The organism is Chitinophagales bacterium, assembly GCA_020636535.1.
In the GTDB taxonomy this organism is placed as follows: Bacteria; Bacteroidota; Bacteroidia; order Chitinophagales; family JADIYW01; genus JADJSS01.
This window is the reverse complement of the sequence record JACJXT010000011.1, coordinates 1,928,914-1,947,391: the sequence shown is the minus strand read 5'-3', so window position 1 is coordinate 1,947,391 and position 18,478 is coordinate 1,928,914. Positions and strand designations below refer to the sequence as shown.

General features: G+C 28.9%; 17 protein-coding genes. 8 read left to right on the top strand and 9 right to left on the bottom strand.

Features of this window, described 5'->3' with window-relative positions; translation table 11 throughout:
- Positions 1-35 precede the first annotated feature (35 nt).
- On the bottom strand, positions 36-851 hold the full coding sequence (locus H6553_08980; GenBank protein ID MCB9033957.1) for a hypothetical protein: 816 nt from the start codon (positions 849-851) through the stop codon (positions 36-38).
- 62 nt (positions 852-913) lie between these two features.
- Here H6553_08980 and H6553_08975 point away from each other — a divergent pair, with 62 nt between their 5' ends.
- The gene (locus H6553_08975; protein MCB9033956.1) at positions 914-1,765 is read left to right on the top strand and encodes an SDR family NAD(P)-dependent oxidoreductase; all 852 of its coding nucleotides are present in this window, start codon (positions 914-916) and stop codon (positions 1,763-1,765) included.
- 23 nt (positions 1,766-1,788) lie between these two features.
- Here H6553_08975 and H6553_08970 read toward each other — a convergent pair whose 3' ends face one another.
- The 4 genes from H6553_08970 to H6553_08955 form a co-directional block, all read right to left on the bottom strand.
- Positions 1,789-2,958: a hypothetical protein gene (locus H6553_08970; protein MCB9033955.1), complete on the bottom strand. Its 1,170-nt coding sequence runs from the start codon at positions 2,956-2,958 to the stop codon at positions 1,789-1,791.
- A 48-nt stretch (positions 2,959-3,006) separates the two neighbouring features.
- Positions 3,007-3,858, bottom strand: a complete 852-nt coding sequence (locus H6553_08965; GenBank protein ID MCB9033954.1) for a hypothetical protein — start codon at positions 3,856-3,858, stop codon at positions 3,007-3,009.
- Positions 3,859-3,921: 63 nt separating this feature from the next.
- Positions 3,922-5,136: a hypothetical protein gene (locus H6553_08960; GenBank protein ID MCB9033953.1), complete on the bottom strand. Its 1,215-nt coding sequence runs from the start codon at positions 5,134-5,136 to the stop codon at positions 3,922-3,924.
- A gap of 38 nt (positions 5,137-5,174) precedes the next feature.
- Positions 5,175-6,155 carry a hypothetical protein gene (locus H6553_08955; protein ID MCB9033952.1) on the bottom strand — a complete coding sequence of 327 codons (981 nt, stop codon included), beginning with the start codon at positions 6,153-6,155 and terminating at the stop codon, positions 5,175-5,177.
- Between the two features lie 137 nt (positions 6,156-6,292).
- Here H6553_08955 and H6553_08950 point away from each other — a divergent pair, with 137 nt between their 5' ends.
- The 4 genes from H6553_08950 to H6553_08935 all read left to right on the top strand — a co-directional run bounded on the left by H6553_08950 (position 6,293) and on the right by H6553_08935 (position 10,927).
- A complete protein-coding gene (locus tag H6553_08950; protein ID MCB9033951.1) occupies positions 6,293-8,161 on the top strand; it encodes a type IIA DNA topoisomerase subunit B in 1,869 nt (622 codons plus the stop codon).
- 110 nt (positions 8,162-8,271) lie between these two features.
- Positions 8,272-8,538 carry a hypothetical protein gene (locus H6553_08945; protein ID MCB9033950.1) on the top strand — a complete coding sequence of 89 codons (267 nt, stop codon included), beginning with the start codon at positions 8,272-8,274 and terminating at the stop codon, positions 8,536-8,538.
- Positions 8,539-8,690: 152 nt separating this feature from the next.
- Positions 8,691-10,271 (top strand): SulP family inorganic anion transporter, encoded by a 1,581-nt coding sequence (locus H6553_08940; GenBank protein MCB9033949.1) that lies wholly within the window; start codon positions 8,691-8,693, stop codon positions 10,269-10,271.
- A 29-nt stretch (positions 10,272-10,300) separates the two neighbouring features.
- Positions 10,301-10,927 carry a carbonic anhydrase gene (locus H6553_08935; protein ID MCB9033948.1) on the top strand — a complete coding sequence of 209 codons (627 nt, stop codon included), beginning with the start codon at positions 10,301-10,303 and terminating at the stop codon, positions 10,925-10,927.
- A 63-nt stretch (positions 10,928-10,990) separates the two neighbouring features.
- Here H6553_08935 and H6553_08930 read toward each other — a convergent pair whose 3' ends face one another.
- On the bottom strand, positions 10,991-11,815 hold the full coding sequence (locus tag H6553_08930; GenBank protein MCB9033947.1) for an enoyl-CoA hydratase/isomerase family protein: 825 nt from the start codon (positions 11,813-11,815) through the stop codon (positions 10,991-10,993).
- A gap of 52 nt (positions 11,816-11,867) precedes the next feature.
- Positions 11,868-12,296, bottom strand: coding sequence for a hotdog fold thioesterase (locus H6553_08925; protein MCB9033946.1), 429 nt, complete (start codon positions 12,294-12,296; stop codon positions 11,868-11,870).
- 66 nt (positions 12,297-12,362) lie between these two features.
- Here H6553_08925 and guaA point away from each other — a divergent pair, with 66 nt between their 5' ends.
- Genes guaA through H6553_08910 form a run of 3 tightly spaced genes read left to right on the top strand, consistent with a single transcriptional unit; the run spans position 12,363 to position 15,811 of the window.
- Entirely contained in the window at positions 12,363-13,898 is a 1,536-nt protein-coding gene (guaA, locus tag H6553_08920) for a glutamine-hydrolyzing GMP synthase (GenBank protein MCB9033945.1), read from the top strand.
- A gap of 7 nt (positions 13,899-13,905) precedes the next feature.
- Positions 13,906-15,237 carry a hypothetical protein gene (locus H6553_08915; GenBank protein MCB9033944.1) on the top strand — a complete coding sequence of 444 codons (1,332 nt, stop codon included), beginning with the start codon at positions 13,906-13,908 and terminating at the stop codon, positions 15,235-15,237.
- 22 nt (positions 15,238-15,259) lie between these two features.
- Entirely contained in the window at positions 15,260-15,811 is a 552-nt protein-coding gene (locus H6553_08910; protein ID MCB9033943.1) for a hypothetical protein, read from the top strand.
- An 11-nt stretch (positions 15,812-15,822) separates the two neighbouring features.
- On the opposite strand, the gene H6553_08905 is transcribed toward H6553_08910, so the two are convergent.
- Complete coding sequence (locus H6553_08905) at positions 15,823-16,851, bottom strand: hypothetical protein (protein ID MCB9033942.1); 1,029 nt, start codon at positions 16,849-16,851, stop codon at positions 15,823-15,825.
- Positions 16,852-16,880: 29 nt separating this feature from the next.
- Complete coding sequence (gene tgt / locus H6553_08900) at positions 16,881-18,008, bottom strand: tRNA guanosine(34) transglycosylase Tgt (protein ID MCB9033941.1); 1,128 nt, start codon at positions 18,006-18,008, stop codon at positions 16,881-16,883.
- Between the last annotated feature and the right edge of the window lie 470 nt (positions 18,009-18,478).

Sequence of the window (18,478 nt, the reverse complement as noted above, 5' to 3'; positions counted from 1 at the left end):
CTTTTATAATGTATTTATAAACTATATATAAGTAATCAACTTTCAATTCCATATACTTCTTTGATTTTGCCATTGTCATCAAAAACAAAACGAATAATACTTTCTACTGTTTTAATTGTACCATTACTTTTTAACTGATACTCATAGGTGATATATGCATCATAAGTATTACTGCTTATATATTTAATGTACTCTAATGCATTAATACCATAGTTTGTTTTAGACCACGAATCGGTGTATTGTTTTCTAAGTTCTGCATGGTCTATATTTTTTACATTCCAATATCTTGCTACAATTGGACTAAAGTAATTCTCGAACTTGCTAAAGTTTCTAGTACTTTCTGCATTTAAAAATGCTTCAATAGTTGCAGTGTAAGATGGTGCATCTACTGCTGTTGCAGCTTCTTCTACAGCATTTGTAGCTTCAGTTATTTCGTCATTATAAACATCGTAATCATTATCAACAACATTATTATTATTGGTTTTGTCATTTAAATTTTCTAATGTCATATTGTCCCAATCATACGATTTTGCTTTCCAACCTTTTTCTGTCTTTATATATTTAACACTTCCATTTATAATTTTATAATAATCACCAGGTTTAAATTTATCTTTATATGCTGATATAAATTTAATTTCTGCATTAAAAATAGCATCGTAGGTTTTAACACCATCTGGTGTAGAATTTAAACCATCTTGAGTTTCAAAATTTAATACTTTAGCTTTATTATCTAATTCTTGCATTAAACACTTTTTCATTTCTTCTTCAGTAGGTTTTTTGTCGTTAAATGTACAAGCATTCAATAATATAAAACAAGTACTAATTACAATTGTATTAATAAATAGTTTCATGATGATAATTTATTAGCAAATTTAAACAATATTTCTCCTTTATTTTATATTTTTAGTTTGTAATGAGTAAAAAACAAATTTTTGTAACAGGTGCTACTTCTGGAATTGGTAAAGAAACTGCACTACAATTGGCAGACAAAGGTCATGATATAAGTATTATTGCTAGAAATGAATTTAAATGCAAAGCAGTTGTTGATGAGTTGCAATCTAGAAATAGAGATGGAAATTTTAATTATTACATAGCAGATTTTACAGATTTAGCTTCGGTACAAAAAACAGCTAAGCAAATAGCTAGTAATACAGAACATATAGATGTTTTAATAAATAATGCTGGTGCTGTATATGATAAACGAATACTAAGTGCTGATGGTTATGAAATGACATTGGTTAGCAATCATTTAGCACCTTTTGTTTTAACACACCATTTAATGCCAACAATTTTAAAAAGCAATTGGGGAAAAGTAATTACTGTTGCTTCTGACTCTCACTTTAAAGGAACAATGGATTTTAATGATTTGCATTTTGAAAAGAATTATTTTATTATGAAAGCTTATGAACGCTCTAAACTAGCCAATGTGTTATTTACTATTGAATTAGCCAAAATTTATGCTGATAGAAATTTTAGTTCATATGCAGTACAACCAGGACATGTGAAATCTGATATTGGTGCTAAAACTAGTAGTGGTTTAGTTCATTTTGCTTGGAATACTTACAATAGTATTTTTGGAATTCCGACAGCAGAAGGAGCGTGGACTAGCGTTTATTTAGCTGATGATAATGGTGTCAATAATTTAAGTGGAAAGTATTGGGATTTAAAACAACCCAAACCAGTATCTAAAATTGCACAAGACGAACAATTGGCAAAAGATTTTTGGAATTTATCTACCGAAATGACTAAGCAGTATTTAGATTAATTATTCTTTAATGTTGTTGGTTTTTAATAACCAAAATAGTCATAAATATCATCTTCATTGTTATTATTACTAGGTTTTTTATCTGTTTGATTGTTGTTTATTGGCTTAATAGAATCTAATATTTTTTCTACTTCTTTTAAAAATAAAGGAGAACCTCTACCATCTACATCATCTAAATTATTTTTTACAGTAGCTGTAAAGTAATCATTATTAACTTTAAAAACATACTCATATACTATGTAATTATTATTATTTATAATAGTCAAATATTTTTTAGAAATATAATTATTTTTAGTTCCTTTAGGTAAATAATCGTTTAATGTAATTGTTTTATTGGTAGCTAAAATTTTTGAAAAGTGCTCATTGGCTACCTCATTTAATGTTGTAGTTTGTGTATTAAGTTTAAATATGTCTATTGTTGAATTGTAATTTGGTAAAAATGATCGAAAAGCAATACTATTTGTAGTAGGTACACTTGAGTATTGAAAAACGCCTCTAGGTGATGTAAATTCTATCTTTAAATTATTATCGACAACATTATAATCATACCATTTAAAATTATCCATTGCAATTAAATTTATACGAGATTCATATAAATAGGTTTCTGTTGAATTTTGAATAAAGCTAAATCTAGTTACACCTTGCCAAGTTCTATAAAGAAAATCCCACCGAAATACAGTTAAATTTTTAGCAGAATTAGTATATTTTGATTTTACTATAAATAAATTATAAAATCCATTATATACTATTTGTTGTTTATTTAGTATTTCTATTATTGGAGGTAAGTTTTTGTCTTGTTTTATGCTATTAATAATTTCATCAAATACTAATGAATCGTTTGGTTGAATTGCATTAGGCAAAACATCAACATTATATCTACCTATAAGTCCTTCTTTTCCAAATATTTCTTTATAATAAGATAAACGATATATATTATTTTCTTTAACTGTATCTATTGTTGGATTGCTTATAAAATTAAAGCTAAGTCCAAATTGTGGTAAATTTATTATTTCCGTTTTTTTATTTATTTCTTCTTGTCGGTATGCAAACATTTTTTCATATGGAGAACCAAGTAATGGATTATATTCTTTTTGATTTTGTCTAACTCTATTTGGGTTTTCATCTAAAGAAAACAAAAGATTTATACACGAATAAGTGAATAGTATAATTACTAATAGCAATCCTTTTTTCATATTATTATTATTAAAACATATTTATTAAATTATCTGTATAATAATTTACTAGTTTACAATTTTATAACCATACCATTTGCATTTAATACCATCAAACACAAAAAAGTGCTTATTAACGATGCAAATATTTTTATACTTTGAAGAAGAAGTTGAAGCACTACTTGGTAGTGTTATCGTTTTTTGTAAATTTCCTTCATAATCATACAAGTATAAACTATATGTTTTATTATTATATAAAGCATATTCTGCATTTTTAATGTTTGTATATAATAGTGTTGGCTGATTTAAATCGCTAGTATTTACAGATAATGGTAATGGTAAGTTGGCGTGTCCAAAATCTGTAGCATCAATGGCATTTAATTCTTCTAATTTAACTGGATTTTTATTAACGCTTGCGTAGTAATATATATTATCTATTGCATTATAGCCAAGTGTACTTGTTGGTTCTGCTATTAAAATATTACTGAGTTCTAATTTAGGTGTTTCATTTATTAATAGTCCTTTATTGTCAAACTTGTAAGAAACAATAAATAACTCATCATTATCATTTCTGTAATAAGCTTCAATTTTATTTAAAAAATTATTATACCAAATATTATCTACTTGTTGTGAAAATATGGTTGATTGTACGCTCTTTCCATTAATATCAAATACTTCAAAATTATTTCCTTTACTGCCTATGTTTCTATAAGCGTAGTAATATTGAAAGGTTGGATTATAAGCAATACCTTGTGCATATGAACCTGTAAAATTATCTGGCGAAAATGCTAATTCTATATCTTTAGTTGGATTCGAAATAACATCATTTATACTATATGCAGTAGTTGTACTAGATAAATTGTTTTCTGCATGAATACTATTCAATAAAAAAATAAAGTATAAAAATATAACATATTTCATATTATCATTTAATATTGTTTTTTTCTGTAAATTAGCTAATTATTAAATTAAACAATTAGCTAATTACTTAATTATCTTATAACCATACCAAATTCTTTCGTCTTTATCAAACAAAAAGACATGCTTATTGGCAAAGCTGAAACAGAATATACTACTTGTTGGTGCGTTGCTTGGTAAGTTGATTGTTTTCATATAAGTACCATCGTAGTCAAATAAAAATACTTTTTTATTTACATAATCTAATAAACCATATGGTGCGTCTTCAATAAAGGTATATATTACAGAAGTTGTGTTGATATTTGCACTAGATGTTGGAAAATCTAATTCATCGCTAGAAGAATAAAAAGAACCATCTTCCATGTCAAATTCGTCAATAACACCATCTTCGCTATTATAGGCAGCATATAAATAATCGTATGCATTATAAGTTAATACAGTATGACTTCCTACGATGTCTAAGTCTTCTAATTCTGTATATGGATCGCCATCAAAATAACCATTGTCACCAATTGTAAAAGACAATAAATTGTATGTACTATATTCATTGCCTTCCATTAAATCTAAATCGTAGTTGTACCACAAACCTCTTAAATCTGCACTTGTAGTAGTTGCTTGTTTTCTATAACCAGATTCTGTAAATACTTCTAACGGAAACGATGCATTTCCTGCAAAAGCTGTATAATATAATTTATAATCTGGATGATAGGTAACTGCAACACCATTGCTTCCTCCACTACCTTGTATTACAAATTTTATATCTTGTTTTGGACTAGTAATAACATCAGACAAGTCATAAGTTTCAACATCACTTTCAATATCCTCATCATCCTCATCAGAGAATGCATCTGCTAACCAAGAATAATCATCATCTTCATCAACATCTGTATCACCTTGACTCCAACCACAATCGTCTGCTACAAAATAAAATGTTTTATTGTCTTTTTTTCGTACATACGAAAAATCTTCAATATCTTGATTCGTTTTTAATGTAAAATAATAAGTTCCATTTAAAATGCCTTTATCATATTCATTCCAAACATATTTAAAACCTGTAGGTCTACCTGCAATAAAAGCAGCAGGTTCAGAACTCTTTTTAGTGAGTTTAAGTTTTCCATTACCAGATTTATACTCTACATAAGCAGTATTCCAATCATCACCTTCAAGTGTAATTTTAAGTTTTAAATCGCTATTATTTTTATCTTTAAAACACTTAGAAATTGTTTCTGCATTAGTAAATGTTGTTAATAATAATCCAAATAATAAAATTAAAATTCTCATGATTTAGTAGTTTGTTTTAGTTAAGTTTAAATATAGCATTATTTTTTAATAACTTTCACAGTATAACCACCACTATTTGTTTTGTCAAATACTGTTTCGTAAATAGATATAAAAATCGTGCCACTTTTATCTGCTGTCCCTTTATAATTGCTTCCTGCTTTAATTTCATCACCTTCTTCGCCAATTTTAAAAACTAAAGAACCATAAGGAATGTCATCTTCTTCGTTGTACGCTTCATCTTCTTCACCACCAACATAACCATTAGGTCCATAAAAGCCACCCGATAAACTTTCTAATTTAGCCTTTCCAGTAGCAGAAATTATAATTTGATCACCAGTTTTAACAGTTACACCAGTTTTAACCCAAGCATTATCATCATCATAGTTTCCTGTAATATTTTTATTTGCAAATAATTTATAGGTATTTTCACCTAATGCCTTATCAATATAAGAGATATCAATACTACTAATCTTACTTCTATCTATGGTCAATTTTCCATAGTCTGTATTTAAAAGAATCGTATTAATATCTATTGTGCCTTCAATTGTATTATTGTCATCAAAAGAGATTAAGTCATTAGTACTAGACATATAATTCATATTTGCCTTTTTATATAATTCTTCTAACAAATCATCTACTGTATAGGTAAAGCTTTCTGTAAAAGCATAATCATTTGAATTTGTGAAATCTTTCACAATTCCAAGTATTGGAGTGCCTTTAGATAATAATTGATTATAGATAGATTTTGCTTCATTTTCTGAAGCCATTTGTAATTGTTTTAGTTGTGTGTTTATAGTAGATGCTTGACTATAATCTGTAAAAGTACCTAGTGTAATTTCGTATACATTTTTTGCAGGAATTTGTAGTGTACCGTATTTAGTCTTGAGATTAAATGTAGTAAATGTAGTAGTTCCTGATACAATATCTCCATTTTTCATTTGAATAGTTGCATTAAAATCTTCTGCATTTGCAAACAGACCAACAAATAAAATTGTTAGTACTAATAATATGTTTTTCATAGTGAATTAATTTTCTTCAATATTAAATAAAATTTGTCTTAGGTGTTTGATATTAACTATTTTTAATAGAAAGAGAATAAACACTTTTGTTGATAATTTGTGTTTACTGAATAACATATTAAATCTATTTTTGAAACATGGCGACTGAACAAGTGAATTATACCGAAGACAATATTCGTTCATTAGATTGGAAAGAACATATTCGTTTAAGACCTGGTATGTATATTGGTAAATTAGGAGATGGTTCTGCTCCTGATGATGGAATTTATGTATTGCTGAAAGAAATAATAGACAATTCTATAGATGAATTTGTAATGGGTTTTGGTAAACGAATTGATATTGTTATTAAAGATAAAATCGTTACAGTTAGAGATTTTGGTCGTGGAATTCCTTTAGGTGCAGTTATAGATTGTGTGTCTAAAATTAATACTGGAGGAAAATACGATTCCAAAGCATTTCAAAAATCGGTTGGATTAAATGGTGTTGGTACTAAAGCTGTTAATGCATTATCTACTTATTTTAAAGTAAGCTCTGTAAGAGATGGGCAACAAAAAGTAGCTGAATTTAAACAAGGCAATTTAATTAATGACCATAAAATTGCAAAAACAGATGAAAAAGATGGGACTTCGTTTGTATTTGAAGCAGATGACAGTATTTTTAAAAAATTTCATTTTGTTAGTGATTTTGTAGAAGAACAATTGTGGAACTATGCATATTTAAATGCAGGATTAACTATAAATTTTAATAGTAAAAAGTTTGCTTCTCAAAATGGATTGAAAGACTTATTAGAGAAAAAAACTAATGAAGATGATTTAAAATATCCAATAATTCATTTAAAAGGAGAGGATATTGAAATTGCATTGTCGCATGCTAATCAATATGGTGAAGAGTATTATTCGTTTGTAAATGGACAATACACTACACAAGGTGGTACGCATTTACAAGCTTTTAAAGAAGCCATAGTTAAAACCATTAGAGAGTTTTATAAAAAGAACTTCGAAGCAGCAGATATTCGTCAAGCTATTGTAGGAAGTATTAGTATTAGAGTACAAGAACCAGTTTTTGAGTCGCAGACTAAAACAAAATTAGGTTCGCAAGTTATGTTTCCAGAAGGACCAAGTCTTAAATCGTTTGTAAACGATTTTGTAAAATCACAATTAGATAATTACTTACATCGAAATCCAGATATTGCTGAAAAGATGTTGAAGCGAATTCAACAGTCTGAAAGAGAACGAAAAGATTTAAGTGGTATTAGAAAATTAGCTAATGAAAGAGCTAAATCTGCCAACTTACACAATAAAAAATTAAGAGATTGTAGAATACACTTCACCGATGAAAAGAAAGAAAACTATTTAGATACTATGTTATTCATCACAGAAGGTGATTCTGCTTCTGGTTCTATTACCAAGGCAAGAAGTCCAGAAACACAAGCTGTCTTTTCTTTAAGAGGTAAACCATTAAACTGTTTTGGTTTATCTAAAAAAATAGTTTATCAAAACGAAGAATTTAATTTACTACAACATGCTTTAAATATTGAAGAAGACATAGATAACCTAAGATACAATCATGTAGTTATTGCTACAGATGCAGATGTTGATGGTATGCACATTCGTTTACTATTGATGACTTTTTTCCTTCAATTTTTTCCTGATTTAGTTAAAAAAGGACATCTCTATATATTAGAAACACCTTTATTTAGAGTTCGAAATAAGCAAAAAACTATTTATTGTTATTCTGAGAAAGAAAAACAAGAAGCAATCAATGAACTAAAAGGCAAACCAGAAATTACAAGATTTAAAGGGCTTGGAGAAATTTCACCATCTGAGTTTGAGAATTTCATTAATGAAGACATTAAATTAGAACCAGTAATATTGAAAGAAAAACAGAGCATCGATCAACTTTTAGCATACTATATGGGAAAAAACACACAAGATCGACAAGAATTTATCATTGATAACTTAAGAATAGAAAAAGACGAAGTGGTAGAAACCGTAACGATTTCGTAATTAATTTTCTAGAGCTGGAACTTTTTTTTACTTATTTTTGTTACCGTATTGTAAGATATATGCCTATAGCTAAATATAAACATACCGTAATCTTTTTAATGATAGTTAGCATGTCAATGTTGATATGCCAAAACTATGTATCCAATTTTATAAAAGATTGTAAGTTGTCGAGCTATGTTAATAATTTGAATGATTTAGAAGAAGATGCACATAAAGTAGAAGTAAAAGACTTTGTAATTAAGTATATCAAACAACACAAAGCAGTATTATCTTCAATTATCGATAAAAAAATAAGTATGGCACATTTAACTGATGATGCCATTGAAAACCAAAATTACATTTTATTTATAGGTGAACCACCAGAATATTTAGCATAATTTGTAGTACATTATCGTCTTTCTGCGAAAGTAGAAGTCTAGTAGTTTGCTACAAAAATTCCGCTTGTTTTTATTTTTCCAAAATGACGGAATGACAAGGAGACTAAATAATGATTCTAATTGAATCAAATCTTAATCAAATAAAAATTTAAATGAAACTTTTTTCAAATATTAAACAAGACTTTCCTGCAAGTATCGTCGTATTTTTTGTAGCACTTCCATTATGTTTAGGAATTGCTTTGGCCAGTGGTGCACCATTGTTCGCTGGTATTATAGCAGGTATAATTGGTGGAGTAGTCGTAGGAGCCATTAGTGGTTCTAATTTAGGTGTTAGTGGTCCAGCTGCAGGTTTAGCAGCTATTGTTTTTGCAGCCATTCCTGATTTAGGTGGTTATCAAAACTTTTTACTCGCAGTAGTTATTGCTGGTGTTTTTCAAATTATATTAGGTATTTTAAGAGCAGGTATTATCGGCTATTATTTTCCATCATCTGTAATTAAAGGAATGCTTACTGGTATTGGTATTATTATTATAATGAAACAAATACCTAACTTTTTTGGTTACGATGAAGAATCTGCTTGGGACTTAGAATTTATAGAACATGATGGTAGAAATACGATTGCAGAGTTATTTGATACGCTAGAGCATGTACATCCTGGTGCAACATTAATTGGTATTATTAGTTTACTTATCTTAATTTTTTGGGATACTGTTTTATCTAAAAAAGGAAAAATCTTTAAACTTATACAAGGACCATTAGTTGTAGTAGTATTAGGTATAGTATTTTACTTAGCTACACTAGGAAACGAAACTTTGGCTATTGGTGCGTCTCATTTAGTAAGTGTGCCAATTCCAAATAGTGTATCCGATTTCTTTGGTCAGTTTAGTATGCCTAATTTTGCAGTCATTACCAATTATAAAATTTGGGTAACTGCTTTTACAATTGCTATTGTAGCAAGTATAGAAACACTATTATGTGTAGAAGCAACAGATAAATTAGATCCAGAAAGAAATATCACACCAACCAACCGTGAGCTAATAGCACAAGGTTCTGGTAATGTCATTTCTGGTTTAATTGGTGGTTTACCTATTACACAAGTAATTGTTCGTAGTTCTGCCAATATTCAATCTGGCGGAAAAACAAAATTATCAGCTATTATACATGGTTTTTTATTATTACTTTCTGTAATATTAATTCCAACATTATTAAATAAAATACCATTATCTGTACTAGCAGCAGTTTTATTAATTGTAGGATATAAACTAGCAAAACCAGCACTATTTAAACAAATGTATCAATTAGGTTGGAAACAATTTATACCATTTATAGTAACGGTTGTAGCTATTGTATTTACCGATTTACTCATTGGTGTTGGTCTAGGACTTGCTGTAGGATTAGTAGTAATTGCTATTAAAAGTTATCAAAACTCGCACTTTTTACATAAAGCAGAAAGTGATGATAATACAGGTCATCATGTTACTATGAAACTAGCAGAAGAAATTACATTTTTAAATAAAGCAGCTATTCAGAATGAGTTGTTTAGCTTACCAGAAAATACGAGCTTAGATTTAGATGTAAGAAATACAGTTTACTTAGATTTCGATATTATAGAAATAATAGAGAACTTTATTATTCAAGCAGAAAATAAAAATATTAAATTTAAATTGGTATCAGAAAAAGGTACATTTGAAAATCCAACTTCAGAAATAATACAACAAATTCTGAAGAATTAAAAATAAATAATTAAATAAAAATAAAAAATATGAAATTAGAAAGAATATTTGAAAATAATGAAATTTGGATAGCTAAAAAATTAGCAGTAGAACCAAATTATTTTAGCGACTTATCTAAAGGACAGCAACCAGAAATATTATATATTGGTTGTGCAGATAGTAGAGTTACAGCAGAAGACTTAATGGGTGTACAACCTGGTGAAGTTTTTGTACATAGAAATATTGCCAATATGGTACCTAATACCGATTTGAATGTAATGTCGGTGATAGAATATGCAGTAGCACATTTAAAAGTAAATCATATTGTAGTATGTGGTCATTATTTTTGTGGAGGTGTTAAAGCAGCAATGCAATCTAACGACTTAGGAATTTTAAATCCGTGGTTGAGAAATATTAGAGATGTATATAGAATTCACAAAGATGAATTGAATGCTATAGTAGATGAAGAAGCTAGATACAAACGACTAGTAGAGTTGAATGTAGAAGAGCAGTGTATTAATGTAATAAAAACAGCACAAGTACAAAAAGCTTATAACGAAAGAGGTTTAAAAGTACATGGTTGGGTTTTTGATATACATACAGGAAAATTAATAGACTTAAACATCAACTTTGATAAAATACTTTCCAATATAATGGAAATATATAGATTAGTATAAAAACTATGCTAAGCTTAATTTGTTTGAAAGGTGCATTGAAAAATGCACCTTTTTTATTTAACACTATTCACCAGTCCAATTTGGTGCTCGTTTTTCTTTAAATGCTAATAAACCTTCTTTAGCATCTTTACTACTCAAAACTTTCATTAACATACTATGCAAATATGGGTGTTGTGCTTCGTGCTTTAAATTTTGCATTTCCTGAAAAGCTTGTAACCCTAATCGTATTGCAGTTGGCGATTGCTCCCTTATTTCATCGACTAAGTGTTGAACTGTTTGTTCTAAATCATTTGCTTCAACAACTATAGAAACAATGCCTAATCTTTTTGCTTCGTTTGCATCAATTGTTTTTGCACACATACAAAGATCTAGTAAATCTCTAGCACTCATTAATGGAGCTAGACTTGCCATTACTTGCATTGGCCAAATGCCTCGTTTTACTTCAGGTAAACCAAATTTTGCAGTATTGGCTGCTACAACATGAGTACAACCACAAATCATTAAAAAACCACCAGCATAAACATCAGCATGCACTTGAGCAATACAAGGTTTATGTAGTCCATTAAATTCATCGCCTAATTTTACCATTTCTTTTGGCATTGGAATAGTAGAATTGTTTTCGACAATAGCATCACCAGCAAAAGCTTTTAAATCTGCACCAGCACAAAAAGTTGGGCCATTGGCTTTAATAATAACCGACCAAATAGCATTATTGTAATGAGCATAAGCTAAAGCATAAGCCAATTCATTAGCTAAAGGCATATGAAAGGCATTTCTTTTTTCAGGTCTGTTTAGCGTAATACTTAAAACATGGTCATTTTCTTCTACAATTAAAAAAGCAAAATGCTGTTCTTTAAAATTACTAATATCTTCTTTTCTATATAACATATTTTATTATTTTTGAGTATAGTCATAATATATTCAGTTTGTTAAAATTTTTCTACTTCCTATCCAAAACTATGGTTGTTAATCTGCTGATGTTGATGATTTTTTGTCTTTCGTCATAGATTTTAATTTCCCAAACTGCTGTCTTACTACCAATATGAATTGGTTTTACAATACCTTCTACCAAACCTTTTGTAGCACTCTTTAAATGGTTCGAGTTAATATCTAAACCAACAGCATATTGTTTGGTATTGTCTAAACACAAGTTTGCAGCTACACTGCCTAACGATTCTGCTAAAACCACCGAAGCACCACCATGCAACAAACCCATTGGTTGCTGTGTTCTGTGGTCAACAGGCATAGTTGCTTTAATATAATCGTCGCCAATTTCGGTATAAACAATGTCTATGTACGCTACAATAGTATTTTTACTTCTTGCTTGTAAATCTGCTAAGCTAATATTTTCAGAATGCCATATTTTCATGTGTATAAAAATATAAAATTCATTGTTTAGTAAAAACAATTCCTAATTAAATCTGTACTTTTGCGTATGCATTCTAAAATTCTCATCTACGACTTTGGTTCTCAATATACGCAACTGATTGCACGAAGAATTAGAGAACTCAATATCTATTGTGAGATTTATCCTTATAATTCAACTGTAGAGATTACACCAAATGTAAAAGGTGTTATTTTAAGTGGAAGTCCATTTTCTGTACTACAAGCAGAAGCATTACCATTTCCAATAAAAACATTTATAGAACAACACCAAATTCCAATACTAACCATTTGCTACGGAGCTCAGCTACTTGCACATCAGTTTGGTGGCACAGTAGAAAAATCTAACAAAAGAGAATATGGTAGAGCAATGTTAGATATTGTTGATGAAAATGATATATTATTTAAAAATATAAACAATCATACACAAGTTTGGATGTCTCATGGCGATTCTATTATCGAATTACCTTTAAATTTTACAATTACAGCAAAAACAAGTCATATTCCAATAGCAGCTTTTAAGCACAACGATTTGTCTTTGTACGGAATTCAATTTCATCCAGAAGTAACGCACACACAAGAAGGCAAACAACTACTTCGCAACTTTTGTATAGATATTTGTGCTTGTGTTGCAGATTGGACACCTAATAGTTTTATTGAGGAAACGGTTCAAGAAATAAAAGAAACGGTTGGCAATGAAAAAGTAGTACTAGGATTGTCTGGTGGTGTTGATTCGAGTGTTGCTGCATTGTTGTTGAATAAAGCTATTGGTAATCAATTGGTTTGCATATTTGTAAATAATGGTTTGTTGCGTTATCAAGAGTATGAAACGGTACTAGAAAATTATCAATCTTTAGGTTTAAATATTATTGGTGTTGATGCTAGTCAGATTTTTTATGATGCATTAAAAGGATTATCAGAACCAGAAGCTAAAAGAAAAGCAATTGGCAAAGCATTTATAGATGTATTTCAAGCAGAAGCATCGAAAATTGATGGCGTACAATGGTTGGCTCAAGGCACTATTTATCCAGATATTATCGAATCGGTTTCTGTTCATGGACCAAGTGCTACTATTAAATCACATCATAATGTAGGTGGTTTGCCAGAAAAAATGCACTTAAAAATCATCGAGCCATTAAAAAGATTATTTAAAGATGAAGTGAGAAGAGTTGGTGCAGCTTTATTTCTTCCAGAAAATATTTTAAATAGACATCCATTTCCTGGTCCAGGTTTAGCGATAAGAATTCTTGGTGAAATCACAGAAAATAAGATAAATTTGTTGCAAAAAGCAGATTTTATATTTATAGAACAATTAAAGGCACACAATTTGTATGATAAAGTTTGGCAAGCAGGAACTATTTTCTTGCCAATACAATCTGTTGGCGTTATGGGCGATGAAAGAACATATGAAAATGTAGTAGCTTTAAGAGCTGTAACTTCTGTTGATGGAATGACAGCAGATTGGTGTCATTTGCCATACGAGTTCTTGGCAACAGTATCTAACAAAATTATTAATGAAATTAAAGGAATAAATAGAGTAGTATATGATATTAGTTCAAAACCTCCTGCAACAATTGAGTGGGAATAAATTATACTTGATTGTAATATTAAGTTTACTGAGTACTACTTCATGCAGTGCATCTAAAAAAGTAAGTACCAATAATAAATCAACAGAAATAGTTGATATTAATACGAATAACACAGATGATGTAGTAGATGAAATTAAATCGACAGACGAAGTAGCCGATGTTTCAATAGATTCTATAACTAAAGATGTGCAACCATTTGATATTGATGATGCTATAGATGCAGAAGATGATGAAGTTTTAGTTGGTGAAGATGAAAGTGAAACCGATTATTTAAGTCAGAAAACAAAAATAGTAGTGTTTTTACCATTTTTTATAAATACTATTCCACTAGGAAAATATGCTAACGACACGACTAAACAATTGCCTAATGCTTCTAAAGATGCTATGGATTTTTATATTGGTGCTAAGCTAGCCAAAGAAAGTTTGAGCAGCTTTGAACCACAAGTCAATTTGTATTTTATGGACGACCAAAACAGTTCGGATATACTACAGCAAAAATTAAAAATGGCTCCATTTCCTAATATCGATATGATTATTGCTCCTTACAAAGTCGAAAACATTAAATTGTTGGCAGACTATGGAAAGCAAAACAAAATACCAGTACTTTCTTCTAACAATAGTTCTATGTATACTACTAGCAACAATCCATATTATTATAGTGCAACACCAACTATTTATGGCGAATATGTTGCTTTGATTGAAAATATTAAACAACAACATCCTACAAAAAACATTACTGTTTTATACGACAGTACCGATACTAAAAATGCAAATATCAATTTGATAGATAATCTGCTGAAGAGAAATAAAGTAAAATACAATATTATTCCTAGCAATAAAACAGTATTGCCAATAAATACTTTTTCTAGTAACGATTCTATTTTTCTTTTCTTTTCTAACGATGTCAACTATATAAAAAGTATATTAAAACAAGCTAGTACTATTACAGACAAATCATTATACTTTTATACCAATTCATCTATCAATAAAAATAAAGATATTGTATATAAAACATTTTCACATCAATTATATACTATAGCACCTTACGATTTACAAAATGATGATGTTAAGATTTTTGCACAAGATTATATAACAGATTATGTACAAAAGCCAACTACACTAAGTTATTTAGGTTATGATATAATGCAGTTTCTATTTAATATGATAGAACACAATAACAACTTATTAGACTATCAAGATTTTGCTTATCCAAGAAAGTTGCAATCTAACTTTAAATTTGTTCCAGTATATAATGAAAACAACGCTATAGACTTTTACGATAATAGCTTTGTACATTATTACCATTACAACAATGGTATTTTTGAAAAAGCAGACTAGTGGTTGGTTTACTTTTAAACTAATGAGAACACTTTTAAAAATCGTTGGAATTGTAGTAGTTCTAGTGATTTTATTTCGTGGTACTATTTTTAGAACATTGGTTAAGTATAAGGCCATTGGAACTCGAACGACAATAGTCATAACTAATCAACAATTAATAGAAGCTATTGAAGAAAAATCAAAAGATAAAAAAGTAATTGATATAAAAACAATAGCTACAATAGCTAATGAAATTACTACAAAATCACTGTCGTTTACTACAAAGCAAGTAAGTAATAATCCGAACGAATTGTACAACACCAAACAAGCCAATTGTATTGGTTATGCTGCAATGTATAATTCTATAGCCAACTATTTAATTGAACAATATCAATTACAAGAAGATATAAAAGTAGCACATAAAGTAGCTCAATTAAAAATACTAGGAATTAATATACACCAATTTATAAATAATCCGTTTTTTAAAGACCACGATTATAATGAATTAATAAATATTAGAACCAAACAACAATTCAATACCGACCCAAGCTTAAACGATTATTTTTGGATTGACAAAATTGTGGTAGAAGAGTAGTAATTGATTTGCTACCTAATATTATTTGAAAGACCTAACACTAATGCCATTATTAAAAAGCCCAAAATAATACTACCTAATGCATCTTTTTGACATTGTTCTACTAGATAAATTTCTATATTATCAATTCGCAAATAAGTTTTTGGTTTAACATAAATGCCATATATATTAATAAATTTATTGTTGATACTTTTCTCTAAGAAATCTAATTCCTTATTTTTTACTATTTTTTTTAAATAATCATTAATTGTTATTTTTAAGTATATAGAGTCACCTTTTTTTACATTTTTTATAAATAAACTTTTGTTTGTTTTCTGATATTCACTACCAGCCAAAGTAAATGTTATATCTGGATATTCTTCTAATTTTAAGTGAATATACCTATTACTTTTATGTCCTTTAGTTATTTTTACTGTATTGGCAATGATTCCTTCTATTTCCGTAGTTTTACAATACAAATCATAATACTTTTCTGATTTTATTAGGTCATTTCTTGCCATAAGAAAAAAAACTAATCCATAAATCAATATTATAGTTGATATTATAATCTTTTTTTTTGTTTGAAATAAAATACCACCTTCATCTAGAAAAACTTCATTTTCTGTGATTTTTGAAGTTATTTCATTTTTCAATTCGGTATAATTTTTATATCGATTAGAAACTATATGGAATTTATTAGAGCTAGTATATAATGAAAGATCTAAAAAACTAATAGTTCCTCTTCTGTCTTTAATTTCTTCTTCTTTCCATTTAATTATATCTGTGTAAAATAGTTTTATTCTAATTTTATTAAAAATGTTTCTGAATTCTATATAATCATTATAAACTATAATTATGCCTGAATTATATATTTCAATAAAAAATATGATATTTATTATGAATAATAAAATAGATATTGAAAATAATACTAGATTAAAATTTTCCGCAAAGAATGCACTAATAAGCATATAAGAACTAATTGCAAGAATGAATGAGAATAAAATAATTGAAATAATTATTTTTGTATATATTATTTTAGATTTTAAGGTAATTGTGTTCATTTTTTTATTATTTTACTATAAGAAAAGAACTACAATCTCTGCATTAGTTTAGGAATCATTTTATTTTTCCAAGTAGCAAATGTGTTATTCGCAATTTGTTCTTGTGCTTGTTTTACTAACCAAAGGTACAGACTCAAATTTTGTAAACTAGCAATTTGCATACCTAGCAACTCGTTGGTAATAATTAAATGTCGCAAATATGCTTTACTGTGTTTTCTACTCGTACTACAAGTTTTATCATCAATACAAGAGAAATCATTTTTCCATTTACTGTTTTTAATATTAATAATACCTTCACTTGTAAACAGTAAGCCATGTCTAGCATTTCTAGTAGGCATCACGCAATCAAACATATCAACACCAAGAGCAATCGATTCTAAAATATTAGCAGGTGTACCAACACCCATTAAATAGCGTGGCTTGTCTTTAGGTAAAATCTGATTCACTAAATCAGTCATGGCATACATTTCTTCAGCAGGTTCGCCAACAGCCAAACCACCAATGGCATTTGCTTTTTGATTTTGTTCTGCAATAAAATTAGCAGAAGCCGTTCGCAAATCTTTATAAGTACTACCTTGTACAATTGGCAAAAGCGTTTGCTCATAACCATATTTAGCTTCGGTATTGTCAAAGCGTTCAATGCATCTTTTCAACCAACGATGTGTTAAATGCATAGAGTTCTTCGCATATGTATAATCACAAGGATAAGGTGTACATTCATCGAAAGCCATAATAAAATCTGCACCAATAATGCGTTGAATGTCCATTACATATTCTGGTGTAAATAAATGTTTGCTACCATCAATATGCGAACGAAAAGTAACACCTTGTTCTGTAATTTTTCTTCTATCGCTTAAAGAATACACTTGATAACCACCACTATCTGTTAAAATTGGTTTTTGCCAAGAATTAAACTGATGCAAACCGCCAGCTTGTTCTAGAATATCTAAACCAGGTCGTAAATACAAATGATAAGTATTACCAAGAATAATGTCTGCTTTAATTTCATCGTGCAGTTCGCTAAAATGAACGCCTTTTACTGTTGCTTGTGTACCAACAGGCATAAAGATTGGCGTTGTAATTGTGCCATGGTCGGTGGTAATTTCGCCAAGTCGAGCATTAGAATATTGGTCTGTATTTATTATTTTAAACTGCACCGTAAAAATTTACTGCAAAAGTCTGAAAACTATTTTAATAATCCCAAATTATGTATCATACTTTGTAATTTTCTAAAACTAAACTATTAACAGATAGACCAAAGCAGTTTTGCGTTGAAGCATTTTCAGCAATAGATGTAAATGTCTCGGAATTGCATTGCGAGGAACGAGCAATAGGCATGGAGAGACAAATTTATCATCGATTTACTTCACTAAAATAAAATCAGAGAAAAGTAAATTGCCTTAAATGCTTCTTGACTCTTGCCTGCTGGCAAGCAGGTTTTGGTTCGTTTTGCCTGTTTACCAACAGGTAAATATCAAGACAAAATGAACGAAAGTTAAGTTGGTGTTTTTAATTGAAAATATAAGTTAATTTTCTAGAAGATTGATGAATAAGTAAAAAATATGAAGCATATTTTTTATTCTGAAGTTCCAGAATAAATTTCTAATGTGTAATTTGGAAAAATTTA